Origin of the sequence: Haladaptatus sp. QDMS2, assembly GCF_029338295.1 — an archaeon.
Lineage (GTDB): Archaea > Halobacteriota > Halobacteria > Halobacteriales > Halococcaceae > QDMS2.
Genome location: NZ_CP119792.1, coordinates 436,678 through 452,204, shown reverse-complemented (window position 1 = coordinate 452,204; position 15,527 = coordinate 436,678). Strand labels below are relative to the sequence as shown.

General features: G+C 62.3%; 12 protein-coding genes. 9 read left to right on the top strand and 3 right to left on the bottom strand.

The window, feature by feature from the left end; translation table 11 throughout:
- Positions 1–138 precede the first annotated feature (138 nt).
- The 3 genes from P1M51_RS18040 to P1M51_RS18030 all read left to right on the top strand — a co-directional run bounded on the left by P1M51_RS18040 (position 139) and on the right by P1M51_RS18030 (position 3,430).
- Positions 139–1,773, top strand: coding sequence for a multicopper oxidase family protein (locus tag P1M51_RS18040; RefSeq protein ID WP_276248730.1), 1,635 nt, complete (start codon positions 139–141; stop codon positions 1,771–1,773).
- 69 nt (positions 1,774–1,842) lie between these two features.
- Entirely contained in the window at positions 1,843–3,135 is a 1,293-nt protein-coding gene (locus tag P1M51_RS18035) for an LVIVD repeat-containing protein (protein WP_276248731.1), read from the top strand.
- Positions 3,136–3,226: 91 nt separating this feature from the next.
- The gene (locus tag P1M51_RS18030) at positions 3,227–3,430 is read left to right on the top strand and encodes a hypothetical protein (protein ID WP_276248732.1); all 204 of its coding nucleotides are present in this window, start codon (positions 3,227–3,229) and stop codon (positions 3,428–3,430) included.
- A gap of 54 nt (positions 3,431–3,484) precedes the next feature.
- Here the strand turns inward: P1M51_RS18030 and P1M51_RS18025 are convergent, their stop codons facing one another.
- Positions 3,485–4,876, bottom strand: coding sequence for a GntP family permease (locus P1M51_RS18025; protein ID WP_276248733.1), 1,392 nt, complete (start codon positions 4,874–4,876; stop codon positions 3,485–3,487).
- A 274-nt stretch (positions 4,877–5,150) separates the two neighbouring features.
- On the opposite strand from P1M51_RS18025, the gene P1M51_RS18020 reads away from it, so the two are divergent.
- Both P1M51_RS18020 and P1M51_RS18015 read left to right on the top strand, forming a co-directional pair.
- Positions 5,151–8,801, top strand: coding sequence for a glycoside hydrolase family 97 catalytic domain-containing protein (locus P1M51_RS18020; protein WP_276248734.1), 3,651 nt, complete (start codon positions 5,151–5,153; stop codon positions 8,799–8,801).
- 62 nt (positions 8,802–8,863) lie between these two features.
- The gene (locus P1M51_RS18015) at positions 8,864–9,358 is read left to right on the top strand and encodes an MOSC domain-containing protein (protein ID WP_276248735.1); all 495 of its coding nucleotides are present in this window, start codon (positions 8,864–8,866) and stop codon (positions 9,356–9,358) included.
- Between the two features lie 19 nt (positions 9,359–9,377).
- On the opposite strand, the gene P1M51_RS18010 is transcribed toward P1M51_RS18015, so the two are convergent.
- Both P1M51_RS18010 and P1M51_RS18005 read right to left on the bottom strand, forming a co-directional pair.
- Positions 9,378–9,767: a hypothetical protein gene (locus P1M51_RS18010; protein WP_276248736.1), complete on the bottom strand. Its 390-nt coding sequence runs from the start codon at positions 9,765–9,767 to the stop codon at positions 9,378–9,380.
- A gap of 103 nt (positions 9,768–9,870) precedes the next feature.
- Positions 9,871–10,344: a hypothetical protein gene (locus P1M51_RS18005; protein WP_276248737.1), complete on the bottom strand. Its 474-nt coding sequence runs from the start codon at positions 10,342–10,344 to the stop codon at positions 9,871–9,873.
- A 203-nt stretch (positions 10,345–10,547) separates the two neighbouring features.
- Here P1M51_RS18005 and P1M51_RS18000 point away from each other — a divergent pair, with 203 nt between their 5' ends.
- The 4 genes from P1M51_RS18000 to P1M51_RS17985 all read left to right on the top strand — a co-directional run bounded on the left by P1M51_RS18000 (position 10,548) and on the right by P1M51_RS17985 (position 15,523).
- A complete protein-coding gene (locus P1M51_RS18000; protein WP_276248738.1) occupies positions 10,548–11,867 on the top strand; it encodes a M14 family zinc carboxypeptidase in 1,320 nt (439 codons plus the stop codon).
- Positions 11,864–13,204, top strand: a complete 1,341-nt coding sequence (locus P1M51_RS17995) for a S8 family serine peptidase (RefSeq protein WP_369685129.1) — start codon at positions 11,864–11,866, stop codon at positions 13,202–13,204. Before P1M51_RS18000 ends, P1M51_RS17995 begins: the two co-directional genes overlap by 4 nt.
- 87 nt (positions 13,205–13,291) lie before the next feature.
- Positions 13,292–14,113 (top strand): hypothetical protein, encoded by an 822-nt coding sequence (locus P1M51_RS17990; protein WP_276248739.1) that lies wholly within the window; start codon positions 13,292–13,294, stop codon positions 14,111–14,113.
- Positions 14,114–14,191: 78 nt separating this feature from the next.
- Positions 14,192–15,523: a PQQ-binding-like beta-propeller repeat protein gene (locus tag P1M51_RS17985; RefSeq protein WP_276248740.1), complete on the top strand. Its 1,332-nt coding sequence runs from the start codon at positions 14,192–14,194 to the stop codon at positions 15,521–15,523.
- Positions 15,524–15,527 lie beyond the last annotated feature (4 nt).

Below are 15,527 nucleotides of genomic sequence, written 5' to 3'. Positions count from 1 at the left end.
CAGAGTCTTTGATAATCGTATCGGTAAAAAGGATTAATTACATCGTGTTCATGTCTCTGCTATGTCGCGATGTAGCCCTCCGGACAAGTTCAGCGTCGCATCCGCACTTCCCGTCGCGAACGAAGGAGCGAATCGTCGATGAGAGAGGTAACCAGACGGCGCGTGCTTCAGGCGGGGACCGCACTCGGCCTCTCCGGGACCATCCTCAATTCGATTGCGCCCGCACGAGCCCAACCGTCTCCCAACCTCGAAAAATTCGTCGAGCCGGTTCCGATTCCGAGCGCGAAAGCCCCCGACGGCAAGCGAAACGGTGCAGACTACCACCACATCAAACTCGAGGAGTTCGACCACAGTTTCCATCCCGACCTCGCCGACACGACGTTCTGGGGCTTCGACGGGCAATTCCCCGGACCACTCATCGAGGGGAACACGCACGAACGTCTCGCCGTCGAGTTCGACAATAGCGCGCTCCCCGACGACCACCTGCTCTCAGTTGACGAACGAGTCAACGGCACGAACCCGGACGATTACCCCGACTACGACGGCCCCGTCCCCGAAGTCCGAACGGTGACCCACTTCCACGGGTTGAACATCGAACCCGAGAGCGACGGGAAAGCGGAAGCCTGGACCTCACCGGACGGGGTCGAAGGGCCGCTGTTCGCCCAGTCGGTCCACGAGATTCCGAACCGACAATCTCGAATGACGTCAACCTACCACGACCACGCGCTCGGCATCACCCGTCTCAACAACTATGCGGGGCTGGTCGGGTTCTACTTCATCAGGAGCGAGCAGGAGGAGAAAATGAATCTGCCGAGCGACGAGTACGAGATACCCCTCCTGTTCCAGGACAAAGCCTTCGAGGAAGATGGGGCGCTGCACTATCCCGAGTCGTTCGAGCCGAACGTTTCCGGGGACACCGCGGTCGTAAACGGTACGGCCTGGCCGTATCTCGAAGTCGAACGGCGGCGGTACCGGTTCCGACTCGTGAACCAGTCGAACGGCCGAACGTTCAACATGCGACTTTCGAACGACGACGGGACGGGGGCACCACAGGTCCACCAGTTCGCCCCGGACCAGGGATTCCTCGAATCGGTAGTCTCCATCGGCCCCGAAGGCGACCTCGACTCGCTGACGCTGGCTCCGTTCGAGCGCGCCGACGTCATCGTGGATTTCAGCGAGTTCGCAGGGGAGACGTTCACGCTCACGAACGACGCCGAGTTCCCGTACGAGGGTGAGAACGCGGGGTCCAACCTTCCGGAACTGCTTCAGATTCGAGTGACCGACCCGGCGGAGAAACCCGAAGACGACAGCGCGGAACCCGCGGAGTTGGACCTTCCCGGTGGAACCACGTTCCGCGAGCAGGCGGCGAAGGAAACGCGTCACATGACGCTCAACATGAACATGACGGGTGAACTGGACACGCACCTACTCAACAACGCTCACTGGAACGACGAAGACGCCGTCGTCTACCCGCAACTCGGCTCCACGGAGATCTGGGAGTTCGAGAACATGACCCACCACACCCACCCGATTCACATGCACCTCGTCGGCTTCGAAGTCATCGGACGGGGACCGGACGGCACGGCTGAACCGCTCCCGAACGAGCGCGGGGACAAGGACGTGGTTCGGGTCAATCCAGACGAAACGGTGCGCATCATAACCACGTTCGAGAACTTTGCCGGTCGCTACCCGTGGCACTGCCACATCCTCGAACACGAAGACCAGGAGATGATGCTCCCATTCGAGGTGACGAAGGGGAATGAACGACGATAAGCACGTCAAACCTGCTTGATTTCGTCCATAATTATTTTAATCCATAATCATTCTTGTTGGGAATACAACATGGTGGAAAACACTCGCCGCTCGGTTCTCAAGGCACTCGGGGCAGGGGCAGTTCTCGGGAGCGCAGGAATCGGGACCGTGAGCGCATCGAAGCCAAAGGGCAAAATCGAGAAACTCGGCCACTCACTGCTTTCCGACCCGCCGGGGAGTTACGCCGAGGTCGACGTCCGCGATGACGGACAGTACGCAGTCCTCGGCAGTTTCTTCGGCGAAGGCGGGAGTTTCCTCGTGGATATCACGAACCCGACCCAGCCGACGGAGGTCCACCGCGTGCCCTCCTCCAAACACACCCGGAACGCGGATGCCAAGTTCGACACCCGCGATGGCCTCTACTACCGGTCACAGGAGCCAAACGACGACGACGGCGTCGGCGGCGTCGAAATCATCGATTACGGCTACGGCGACGCCACGCCGGAGAATCCCGAAATCGTGGGCCGACTGGAAGCGGAGGACACGCACAACATCTTCGCCCATCCGAACGCGGACGTGGTGTACACCACGAACGCCCACGGCGGGCACGAGGACGAGGAGAACACAGGGTTCGACATCTTCGACGTGAGCGACCCGTGGAACCCGGAGAAGGTTGGTGAAGCCGGTCCCTCCGGCGCACTCCACGACCTCGTCATCGACCCGGACACCGAGTTCATGCACTGTGCGTACATCGGTGGCGGCCTCGACGGCTACGTCATCATGGACATGAGCGACCCGACCGCCCCGACGGAGGTCGGTCGATTCGACTACGAGGGGCGGCCCGACTACAGCGAGGAGCGCCTCGAACAGGGTGAACCCGGCTTCGAGAGCTGTCACTACGCGAACTACGACCCCGAACGCGGACTCGCGGTCGTCGGCGACGAAATCGGCCACGGCTGGCCCGGTGGCAAGCACATCTTCGACATCGGCTGGGGTGACGGGTCCCCGGAGAACCCGAAACACATCGGTTTCACCTACTCGCCGAACGCAGAGTATCAGGGCGACGACGAAAAGGAGACCTACGACTGGACGACGCACAACCACGACATCATCTCGAAGGGGAACACGACGCTCCTCGTCGACGGCGGTTACCACGAGGGTGTCGTCGTCTACGACATGAGCGACCCGACCGACCCCGTCCCCGTAGACATCTACGAAACCGACGACGAAGCCGACGAAGCGAACGGCGCAGAGTGGCTCGGTTCGGCCCCGAACGCGTGGGGTGCCGATTACAACGAAGCGCGTGACCTCGTGGTCGCGAGCGACATGACCACCGGCATCTACACGTTCAAGGTATCCCCGGCTGCCGGCGGACGGGAGTAGATCCTCGAAGGGTTTCGGCCCATTTTTCGACGTGCTGATCGAGCCAGTGGACGCTGCGTTAATACCCCCGGCTGTCATTTTGTACGGGACGATGGCGACCACCAGACGATGTCCAGACTGTGGCGTGGGGATGGAACAGATGGAACTACAGACCGGCGACGGCTTCAAACTCTATCTCGTGACCAACGAACCGAAGCCGGGACTCCTCGGCGGCCTCGGCGTCAAGGAGAAACTGGGTACGGTCGTGGCCGTCTGCCCGGAGTGCGGACTCATCAGACACTACGCGAAAAAGTGACGAAACCGGCACGAGTCGGCGCGACTGCCAGCCCGCGAGTTACGTGTGAGTTCCCTATAACGGGAACAGCGTCGAGAGGACGAGCACCACGACGAGGCCGGTAATCGAGATGATGGTGGTGAGCGCCGTCCACGTCTGCAGGGTCTCGCGCTGGGTGAGGCCGCCGATTTCCTTGACGAGCCAGAACCCGGAGTCGTTGTACCACGAGCAGATGTTGCCGCCCGCGCCGATGACCATCACGAGGTAGGCGGGGTGGACGGCGAGTTGGCTCGCGAGTGGGGCCATGATGCCCGCGGCGGTGAGCATGGCTGCGGTGGCAGACCCCTGTGCGATGCGGACGATGGCGGCGATGAGCCACGCCGTCACGAGCAGGCCGATGCCGACGCCCTCCAGACTGTCTGCGAGGTATGGGCCGATACCGGACGCGGCGAGCAGCGCCCCGAACGCGCCACCCATCGCGGTGATTGCGGCGATGTTTCCCCCACTTTTCAGGGCTTCCGTGAGTTCAGATTCCCACGCCGGCCGCGCGAGGTCGCTCCAGCGAAGGTAGGTGTAGGCCGCGACGAGGGCCGCGACGGTGAGCGCGACGTTCTTGTCGCCGACGAAGGCGACGAACGGTTCGACCGTCGTGAGGTCGGGGTAGAAACCGACGAGCGCATCGACCACGGTGAGCGAGCCGACGAGGACGACGGCGAGGACGACGGGTAAAATCGATTCGAGGACTCCCGGCAGCGAGTCGGTGTCTCGTTTCGCACGTTCTTTGAGTTCCTCCGTGGTGGTGCCCATCGAATCGCGAAGTGGGATGTCGAGCCGACGGTTTATCCAGCGCCCGTAGACGAGGCCGCCCATCGTCGCGGAGGGGACGGCCACCGCGACGCCGATGGCCATCGTCACGCCGAGGTCAGCACCAATCTGCTCGGCGACGGCGAGGGGGCCGGGCGTCGGCGGAACGAACACGTGTGCGGTGGCCGCGCCCGCGCCGACGACCACGAGGTAGAGCGCGTAGTTCTTGCCCACCCGTGCCCGCATCGAGCGGGCGAGGGGAGCCATCAGGTAGAATACGCTGTCGAAGAACACCGGGATGGCGAGGACCGTGGAGCTGCCCCACAGTGCGATGTCGCTGTTGCCCGTGCCCACGAGCGACTGAAACGACCGGACGATGCGCTGGGCCGCGCCGCTTTCGAGCATCGACTTGCCGATGATGGCGGCCATCAGGATGGGAATCCCGATGCCGGCCATGCCAGCGCCGAATTCGGTTGCTGTTTTCGTCGCCGCCTGTGCGAGGGCGAAATCGGGGACGAACGCGGCGTTCACGATTCCCACGCCGAAAGCGGCGAGTGCGAGGCCCACGAACGCCGGGAGGTCCCAGACGACGAGGAGCAGGACGACCAGGACGAGTCCAACCGCGAAGGTGAGCAGTGGACTGTGTGCAAACTGTATTGCCATGTGCTATTCAATGGCAACGAGATTCCCCATTGAAATTGATTTCTATTCTACAAATTTGCAATTATTTTTTACTACTGTTAGAGGGTAATTTTCAACCGTTCTGCATACCGCGTGCACGCTCCGTTGTGTACGCGTTTATTCCGGTGATACGCTGCTCAAATTGTCCGTTTCGTGCCACGGAATGAACCGTCTGACTTCTCATCGGTTCGACATATTATAAAAATTAATTCAAGTTGCAGTAAATTTATCATTCTTGTTCGTGTTGGTGGAAATAATGGTTGACGAACCAACATCCTGCTCTGGGTTGCCCCTCGACCGACGCTCGTTCGTGAGCGGCCTCACCTCGCTCGCAGCGGCGTCTGCGTTGTCCCTCTCCCTCGCAGAAGAAACAGCGGCGAAAGTCGATACTGGAACGAGTTCCATGCCACAGACGCTCGAATCCCCCGATGGCCGCGTCGAAGCGACGATAGACCTCGAAGACGGCGTTCCCGTCTACAGCGTCGCCTACGACGGGCAGACGGTCGTCGAGGACTCGATGCTTGGGTTCGAGTTCGCCACGCAGGCACCGTTCGGCGACGGCATCCGCGTTACGGGCACAGAGCGGACGACGTACGACGACACCTGGGAACCGCTCTGGGACCAGTACGACGAGATTCGCGAGCACTACCGGGCGCTCCGCATCGGGTTCGAGGAAACAGGCTCACCGGGTCGCTCGCTGACCCTCGAATTTCGCGCCTTCGACGACGGCCTCGGCTTTCGCTACGTCTTCCCCGAGGACGGCGGGTTCGGAGACTTCACCATCACCGCAGAGCGCACCGAGTTCGCCTTCGCGGGTGACTACACCGCGTGGTGGATTGAAAACGACTTCAACAGCTACGAGTACGAGTACACGGAGTCAGCCCTGAGCGAAATCGGCGACCTGAGTCCCTTCGGCGGCGCACACACGCCGATGACCATGCGGGCCGACGAGAATCGCTACGTCAGCATCCACGAGGCGAATCTCGTCGATTACGCCGGGATGGGCCTCGAACCTGTTTCCCCGGGAGCCACCACGTTCGAATCCGTCCTCGCACCTATGCCCGACGGGTCGAAAGTCACTGCAGCTGCCCCCCACCGGACGCCGTGGCGGACGATTCAGGTTGCCGACCGACCCGGGGCACTAGTCGAGTCGAATCTCGTGGTCAACCTGAACGAACCGTTCGACGCGGATGCATTCCCGAAAGGGACCGATTTCATCACTCCACAGAAGTTCCTCGGCGTGTGGTGGATGATGATTACCGGCCGTGCAGACTGGGAGTACAACGGCCCGGAGACCGGGAATCACGGCGCACAGACCGGCCGGATGAAACGCTACATGGACTTCGCGAGCGAACACGACATTCCGAGCGTGCTCGTAGAAGGGTGGAACGAGGGCTGGGACTCGTTCCCCGGCGATGGGACGACGATGGACTTCGACGACCCCTACCCCGATTTCGACCTGCGCGAGGTCACCGAGTACGGTCTCCAGTTGGACCCACCGGTCGAGATGACCTCTCACAACGAAACCTCTGGGAACTTCGTGAACTACGAGGCGCAACTCGACGACTCGCCGAATCCATTCGCACTCTACGAGGAACTCGGGATTCGGTCCATCAAGACCGGTTACGTCGCAGACGATGGCATGACCGTCGACGGGAAGACCTACAACCACCACTGTCAGGCGCTGGTGAACCACCACCACCTCGTCTATCAGGAGGCGGCGAACCACCGTCAGATGCTCGAAGTGCACGAACCCATCAAACCGACCGGGGAGCGCCGGACCTACCCGAACGTGATGACCCGCGAGGGCGTCCTCGGCCAGGAGTACGACTCCTTTGGCTACGTCAGCCCCGACCACCACGTCACCTTCCCATTTACCCGGATGCTCGGCGGGCCAGTCGAGTACACGCCCGGCATCTTCGACATGGACTCCGGGTCTGGCGGCATCGAGACGACGCGGGCGAAGCAACTCGCGATGTACCCGACCTACTTCAGCGGCCTGCACATGGTCGCAGACTTGCCGAGTTCGTACCTCGCAGAACAGGCAGCGACGGTCGCCGTCGGGTCGGTCGCACAAGCCGAATTCGCCGACCGCGAGGGCCTGCCACGGGCCGCGAAGTGGGCGAACGCCCAGAGCGGCCGATACGTCCGATTCGACCCCAACATCGCAGACACGGGTGCGAGCGTGTCGTGGACCGTCGAGAATGTGCCCGAGCGCGGGAAGTACGACCTCCACCTGCGCTATGCGAGTGACGCGGAGGAAAACGCCGTCCCGGCCGACGAACCGCGCACCGTGACGGTGTCGGCTGGCGAGACGACGACCCAACTCACACTCGCACCGACGGATTACTGGGACGACTGGGCAACGGCCTCGACGACGGTTTCGCTCGCCGCGGGCGAGACCGACCTGAACCTCACACTCGGCGAAGGCGACAGCGGCGGGTTCAACCTCGACGCTATCGCGCTGACGCAGCCGGGGGCGGTCATGCCCGACCCCGAGACGGACCCGATTCGCGGGCCGACAGTTCCCGAGTTCCAGTTCGTGAAAGACGTGCCCGCCTGTGGATGGAGTGACACCCGGGTCCTCGATTCGGCCATCGGCGAGTACACGGTCACCGCCCGGCAGAAGGACGACGAGTGGTACGTCGGAGCCATGACCGACGGAAACGGGCGGGCGCTGGACGTTCGGCTCGACTTCCTGAGCAAGGGCCCTGGCAAGCACGCGAAGGGACCGAAGTACGTCGCGGAGATTTACTCGGACGGAATCGACGCCACCTACGACGAAAACCTCGCAGACGTGCGTATCGACCGGGTGCTCGTGAATCCGAGCACGACGATTCTCGCGTCGATGGTCGGCTCTGGCGGGACGGCCATCCGATTGCGTCGCGCTCGCGGCAAAGAAATCGCCACGCTGCCGACCTACGAACGACCACAGCAGGACCTCAGCGTGTCGATTCCAGCCGAGACGTTCGTCAAAGAATCGTTCATCACTGCGACGGGGTCGAACGACGGTGACTACATCGGCGGGACGACGGTCGAACTGGTGGTCGATGGCGACGTCGTCGCGACCGAGAACGTCCGCTTCCCGCCGAACAGCAGTGAGCAAACCGACGACTTCGCCTACACGATAGCTGACCCGGGAACCTACGACGTGACCGTCAGAACCACCGACGGAACCGAACTTGCCGCACAGACGGTGCGCGTCAAACCACCGGAGACGGTCGCGACGCTCACCGATGCAGATGGTGACGACGATGGCCCCGGTTCCTACACTTACCCGACGAACGCCGCTTTCGAATCCGGTGCGTTCGACCTGCAATCGTTCTCGGCCGCACAGACCGACACCCTCTACGAGTTCACCTTCGAGGTCGAGAACCTCTACAACGCCTTCGGGAGTGGAACCGGCTTTTCACCACACATGTTCGTGCTCTGGGTACGCGACCCGGCCAAGGAAGGAGGGACGACCGAAAGTCGCTCGGACCTCGCGGCGACGACCGAGTTCGAACAGCCGTGGCACTACCGCCTCGAAGTGAGCGGGTTCACCAAGAGCGCCGTGAATGCAGGCGGCGGAACGCTCACTACTGAGTCGGGGTCGGCAGTGAGTCTCGACCAGCGCGTCGATACCGACGCCGGGACGATCACGCTCACCCTCGACCGGGCCGCGTTCGACGGCGTCGATGCCGCAAATCTAGAAGTCATTCCGATGGTACAATCGGAGGACCGGGGCACGCTTCGCCCGGTCGCAGAATCGAACGCCGAGTGGGTGTTTGGCGGGGCGAAAGCAGGGGCCGTCGAAAACGCACCGCGTATCGTGGACCTGCTCACGCCGGCGGGAGTCTCGCAGGCAGGCGCACTCGACTACTCGAGCGAAGAGCGAGCGACGCTCCCGTTCGTCCCGCTGGGATAGACCGGGCACAGTCCGCGATTCCCAGGGGATACACTCAAGATTCGGACGTACCGAAGTGAGGTATGAACGGACAGGGCACAGTCGAGCGGATTTTTATCGCTCCTGAGGCAGAAGCAGAGATGCGCGAACAGTCGGCAGTCGAGGCGGTCGCCGGAGCCGGCCTCCGCGGCGACCGGTACTTTCGGGACATCGAGTCGGGAACGTTCGTCGAGTGGGAGCGCGACGAGGACCGGCCGACGGGGTATGACCTGACGCTCATCGAACAGGAAGCCATCGAAGCAATCGAGCGCGAGGCTGGACTCACACTCAATCCCGGCGAACATCGACGCAACGTGGAGACGCGCGATGCGGCGCTCAATCACCTCGTCGGCAAGCGATTCACGGTCGGGGACGTGGTCTGTCGGGGCGACCGCCTCTGTGAGCCGTGCAGTCACCTCCAGCGCGTGACCGCAGACGGCGTTCTCAGTGCGCTCACCCACCGCGGCGGCCTGCGAGCCGACATTCTCGAAGGCGGCACGATTCGACCTGGGGACGAAATCACCGTCCTCGACGAGTAGAATCCGGCGGTTTCAAGAATTAGTCAGCAGATTCCTGTGTCGCCAGCATCTGGACGTGGTCTACGACTTCGACGAGCGAATAGTCGGTGCCACGTTCGAGCCCGAGAATCAGCCCCTCACCCTCTTCTTCGCCGACGAGGATGGCAGCGACGACGATGTGCTCGTAGAGGCGACAGGTCGCCGTCAGTCGCTCTCCGTGTGGTTCTTCGTAGAGCGGGGAGGCGAGCGAATCGAGTTGCATCGGTTTGATGATATTCTCTATCACCACCTCGTCTGGATACTTCTCCCGTAAATCTGCGCGTGTATCGACGACGCCCCACGAATCCTGCGTGAAGTACGCCACCCCGACGAGGTCAGTTCCGAGCCACTCGGCGAGTTCATCGTAGACCCGATTGGCCAGCGTTTGCATAGATTCCCATTTGCGCCACTACGTATAATTCATTGGACAGACACATACATCAAGATAATAACATTTTTACCGACCGCTCAGTCTGTGGGTTCTACTCGTAAACTCAGCTGGTTGGGAGACTCCCGACGAAGAAGACGAGTCGCTCGCGCCGATCGGCGTTGACCACGTAGAAGTCGTCGAAGTACTTCACCACCGTCTCGTAGGATTCGTCGATGGCGTTCGAATACGCCGTGGCGAAATCGGCCAGATAGTCGATAGCGTCGTACCCCTGGGCGTGGGCGAGTGCGTCGGTCATCGCCGTGGCCGGGCCGGCCGGTTCGCTCGGTTCTCGCCGTTCCGCCGGGTCGCGCTCGTCGAACGTGAGTCGCGACCAGTCCATGTCCCGTGGCAGTTCGTAGGACATGTTCACCAGGAACTGAGGCTGTTTCGGAGCGTGGGTGACCTCGTCCGGACCCACATACGCGAGGTGTACCTCGCGAAACGGCCACGCATCCGAGAGGTCCGTCTCTGCTTTGTCGGTGAGCGCTCGCTCGAACTCGAACTCGAGGATGTCCACTCTGGTGTCATCGACGGCCATACTGACCTGTTCGGGACTATCCATTATGAATGATAGCATGGTACACGGCCGGGGCCCCACCTGCACAGTCCCTTCTAACCAGATATGTGATTGTTTCAACCAACCACGGTAGTGCATAACACTAAGTAGTGGCTGCCCGCATTTTTGACCGGGATAGTCGGGGACGGAGACAGCCCTCCAGGTCCACCGACTCGCATCCGAAGATGAAACGAAGACACTTCCTCCAGACTACGGGTACAGCAGCACTCGGCGTGGCAGGCCTCACGAGCGTGTCCGCCGACCCAGACAAACAAACGTACAGACCGGGCGGGCCGAAACAGGGCACTGAGAACTTCATCAACCTGAACGCGTTCCACACCAACGAGGAACTCGCGACGGAACTCGCTCAGGTAGAACAACGAAGCGACCGCATCTCGCTCCGAGAAATCGGGCGCTCTGCGGGTCGAAACGACCCCATCTGGGAGGTGAAAGTCGGCGAGGGCGACACCCACATCCACCTCGTCACCCAGATTCACGGCGACGAAGCCATCGGAACGGAAGTCGCGCTGAAACTCATCAAATCCTTCGGGATGAGCAATTCGAAACAGGTCGAACACATCCTCGACAACCTCTCGTTCACCATCATCCCGCGAATCAACCCCGACGGGGCGATGTACCACTACGATTACGACGACGACGGCCGCGAAGAGTGGGTGGCCCGCCGGCAGAACACCCAGGCGTGGGAGGGTGAATCGCGCTACAAGCCGTACTATCACTCGACCGACCCGGTGGGTGACCCCGGCTACGACATGAACCGGGACTTCAACATCCGTCCACCTTCTGAGTTCAATCCACGAACTGACGACCAGGCGGACTGGTGGGCCAACGAACAGTACATGGACATGCCCTATGAAGGGCACACGCTCTTTGCGAGCGGCCTCCGCCTCACGCCAGAAGTGCGGGCCGTCACCGAATCGTTCATTGAGGCAAATCCGGACTACGCCATCACTCACCACCACAAGGGTGGCGACCTGATTCCGGGGTCGGGCGACGGCAACAAACCGCCGAAGCAAACGCTGATGAGCGTCATGGCCAATTTTGGCGAGGACTACCTCGCCCAGTCGCCCTTCTTCCCGGACGACCACACGCCGGTCAGTGAAGCGGTCAATCCGTTCCTTGACTACGAGACCAGCACGAAGTCCATCAAACTCAACTCGCTCGTCATCGAGGCGCTCGCAGACCGCGGCAACAGCGTCTACGACAGCATTACGCGCTACGGCTACTACCCACTCTGGGGGTCGTATCTGGACGCTCTCTGTCCGAACGTCGCCAACGGCGGCGACACAGCCGCTGGGATGCTCTACGAAGTGGCCTACCAGACCGACCACCTCGGGCAGAAGGCGTTTGGCCGCCAACTCCAACTCACGAAAGTCGGCTTCCTCGAATCGTTCGCCGCGCTCGCAGACGACCCGACGCTCACTGACTACAGCGTGGACACCTACTTCGATACCCCGCTGTACGGCGAGGAGGTGAATCTGCGATGACCCTGCCCCGAACGAATCGGCGGAGCGTCCTGAAAGCGACGGGGACAGCACTCGCCGGACTCACACTCAGCACGTCGCTCGCCGGCGCAAGTGAGAAGCGGCGCTACCTCGTCGACAGCAAGAGCCTGCGAAAGAACGCAGATGTCGAGATTCTCCACGACCTCTCTGCAGTCGACCTGCTCGTCGTCCGCGCAGACGAGGCGGCCCTCGACGGCGCCAAATACGCGGCAGATGGCCGCTACGAACCGCGAGTTCCAGACCCGGCTCCGGGCCGTGCAACGCGGGTCGAGTACCCGCCAGAGGGCGAGGACCTCACTGCCTACCAGTGGGACAAACAGGACCAGCGCATCCCCGAAGCCCACGAAATTACCCGGGGCGAAGGGACGCGCGTCGCCATCATCGACTCCGGGGTCGGCGCGGGTCACCCCGACCTACAAGGGACGGTGAACCACGACCTCTCGCGGAACTTCACGCCCGACTCGCTCGGCGCACCCGGTCCGTACGGCGGCGCACACGGCACGCACGTCGCGGGCATCATCGCAGCCAGCGATGAGAACGACTCCGGGGTCGTCGGCTCTGCACCCGGCGCGGAGCTCGTTGACCTGCGCGTGTTCTCGCAGGTGGATTCGGCCGACTTCGCCGCGTGGATGGGCGACGTGCTCGCCGCCATCGTCTACGCCGCGGACATCGGGGCGGACGCCGCGAACCTCAGTCTCGGCTGGACGTTCCGTTTCCGCGAAGACGGGTGGGGCAAATTCTGGGGGCAGGCGATGCAGCGCACCGCCACCTACGCCAACCGACAGGGGACGGTCCTCACGCACGCCTGTGGCAACTGGGGCGGCACGCTCCAGTTCGACAAGGACCAGCGCGACTCCTCCGAGATGGCCGGCGGCCTCACCGTCGCCGCCACCGGCCCAATCGGCTTCAAGTGGGGCGAAGACGGCCTCGAAGAACCGCCCTACGCACCGACTTACTACACCAACCACGGGACGAACGCGGTGGACCTCGGCGCACCCGGCGGCAACGCCGATTCGGACGCCGTCGGCACGGGCGCAAACTGGCACTACGACTTCGTCGTGAACACCGTCGCAGAGCCGAATTACGACGAGAACGGCGAGTACCTCGGCGCGGACTACGGCTACGACTGGTACGCCGGCACGTCGATGGCTGCCCCGCAGGTCGCGGGCGCGGTGGCGCTCCTCAAGAGCGCGAACCCGAGAATGAACGCGAATCAGCTACAGAGCACGCTCAAACGCGTCGCCGAAGTGCCAGACGAGTACGAGAAGAAGTACTACGGTTCGGGCTACCTCGACACCTACGATGCACTGACAGAGTAACCCGAGTCTCCGTTTTTCGGGTGCGGAGTCAACGTGACAGCAACGCAACACCCGAAAGCTTATCGCGGATTTTGATAACACCGTTACATGAAGCGCCGCCCACTCCTCCACTCGCTGGCCGCGGGAAGCGCGTTGCTCTCCGCCGGCTGCGTCGATTCGGTTCCGTTCGTGACTGGCCCTCCGAAGTCCGACGACGTGTTTTCCTCCTACCGATTCGAGGGCGCAGACCTCGTGGTCGAATTTCGAGAGGACGTCATCGTCGAGGAAGTCGTTTTCTACGACGAAGACACCGACGAGGAGCACGAAACCGTGAGCCATCCCGGCGAGACGGCGCGGTTCCGCGTCATCTTCCCGGAAACGTTTGAAACCCGTCTCACCGGAATGCCCCACGTCAAAGCAAAGACGGCCGACGGCTGGACCAGCGAGTGGGCGTTCGGCTCCGTCCACGCCTGGACGAACCACGTCGAAGCCCTCCCCGACGGCCGCGCTCGGTTCGACATCCAGAATCAGGGCGATTCACCGCTCCTGATTCGATTCGTCGCTATCTCCGGGGACGTGCCGAATCCGACGGTCGACCCCCAGAGCGAGTCGTTCGACCGTTCCTCACTCGGCTTCGACCCCGGCGTCATCGGCGTCGGAGCGAACCAGCCACTCACGCCCGACCGCCCCGACCTCATCGTCCCGGGCGGTGAGACCAGAGCGTTCGAGACGACGTACGCACCCTTCGCGTTCCCCGACGGCGCACCGGCCAACGCCTGCGACGGCGCGGAGCGAACTGGGAAAGTTACGGTGGTTCACGGGCGCGGTGGGAGCGCGGCCTATTCGTTCGATTACCGGCTGACGGGCGCGCAGTCGAGCGTGAACGGTGGGGGAGCGGTGGCCTGTTCGCTCGAATCCAACACCGCGTGAGGAACCTCGACGCGGGCACCGCCACGCGCACTCGATTCAACAGAAGATATTTACCTCGAATCTGTCAACATTCCTGAAATGCCCTCGAATCGCCGAACGTTTCTCGCGACGTTCGGAAGCGCGTTCGCAGCCCTCTCTGGCTGTCTCTCCCTCGATTCCTCCGAAGCAGAGGGGACGTGGCCCCGCTCGACCATCGACAATTCCCACACCGGCCACACCGGCATCGAGGGGCCGGCTTCGGCGCTTCACACGGAATGGAAACAACGTCGTGACCAAGGTGGCGTCGTAATCACCTCGCCTGTCGTCGGGGATAGCACCGTCTATTTCGGCTTCTCGCAGGAACCCAGAACAGAAAATCCGGGCGGCGCGTGGCTCGAAGCCCTCGACGCAACGACCGGCGAATCGCGGTGGGTGACCGAACTGTGGCGCAGCGACGAGTTCTACTACTTCTATCTCGCAGATTCGCTCGTCCTCCACGACGACCGCATCTACGTCCAGACGAAACCCGGGCTGAAAGCGCTCGATTTGGACGGGACGGTGCAATGGACGTTCGACAATCTCTTCGAACCCCAGCAGCGGCCCGACGTGGTCCCACCAATCGTGACCGACGACGTGGTCGTGGCCGGGACGTACGGGTCACCGTTTCGAGACCAGGGCCAAGTCGAAGCAGTGTACGGTATCGACCCTGCTGACGGGTCAGAACGCTGGAAAACCACATTCCCGGAAGAAACACTCATGTGGCAACTATCAGCCGCAGACGGTATCGTCTACGTCCCGATGATTGCCGACGACCTCCTCATCGCCCTCGACATGGAGACTGGCGAGGAGCTGTGGCGCGAACAGCTATTGATTGACGGAGCCCCCACTATCGTCGACGACACGCTGTTCGTCGCGCTCTCTGAACGCACCAAAGACGGCAAGGAGTACGTCGTCGCACTCGACCGCGAGACGCGAGAGACGAAGTGGAAACAGGAGATCACGCCGCGATGGACGGACGCCGGATTCGCCGTCGCGGATGGACTCCTCTACCACGCCGCGGGGTTCGGCCTCGACGCGAGGAATGTGAAGACTGGCGAACGCAGCTGGCGGTTCGGTCGGCCGGAGGACGTGAGTGTCGAAGCCCATGAGGGGAATCCCGAAATCGACCTCGTCTCGACCCCGGTCGTCTCCGGAGGGTCGGTTTACGTACCCGGGTGGTTACAGCGAGATACGGTGTTCGGACAGGTGTTCGTCCTCGACGCGAAGACCGGCAAGGAGCAGGCCCGCGCCAAACTGGGGAGGAATTCGCAACTCCATGCCACCCGGCCTGCGGTTGCCAGTGACCTCGTGTTCGCACCCACCAATCACGGCGAGTTGTTCGCGTTCGGGACGTGTAATCTGCCCGTTCTGGGACACTGTATCGTCGATTGAGTAG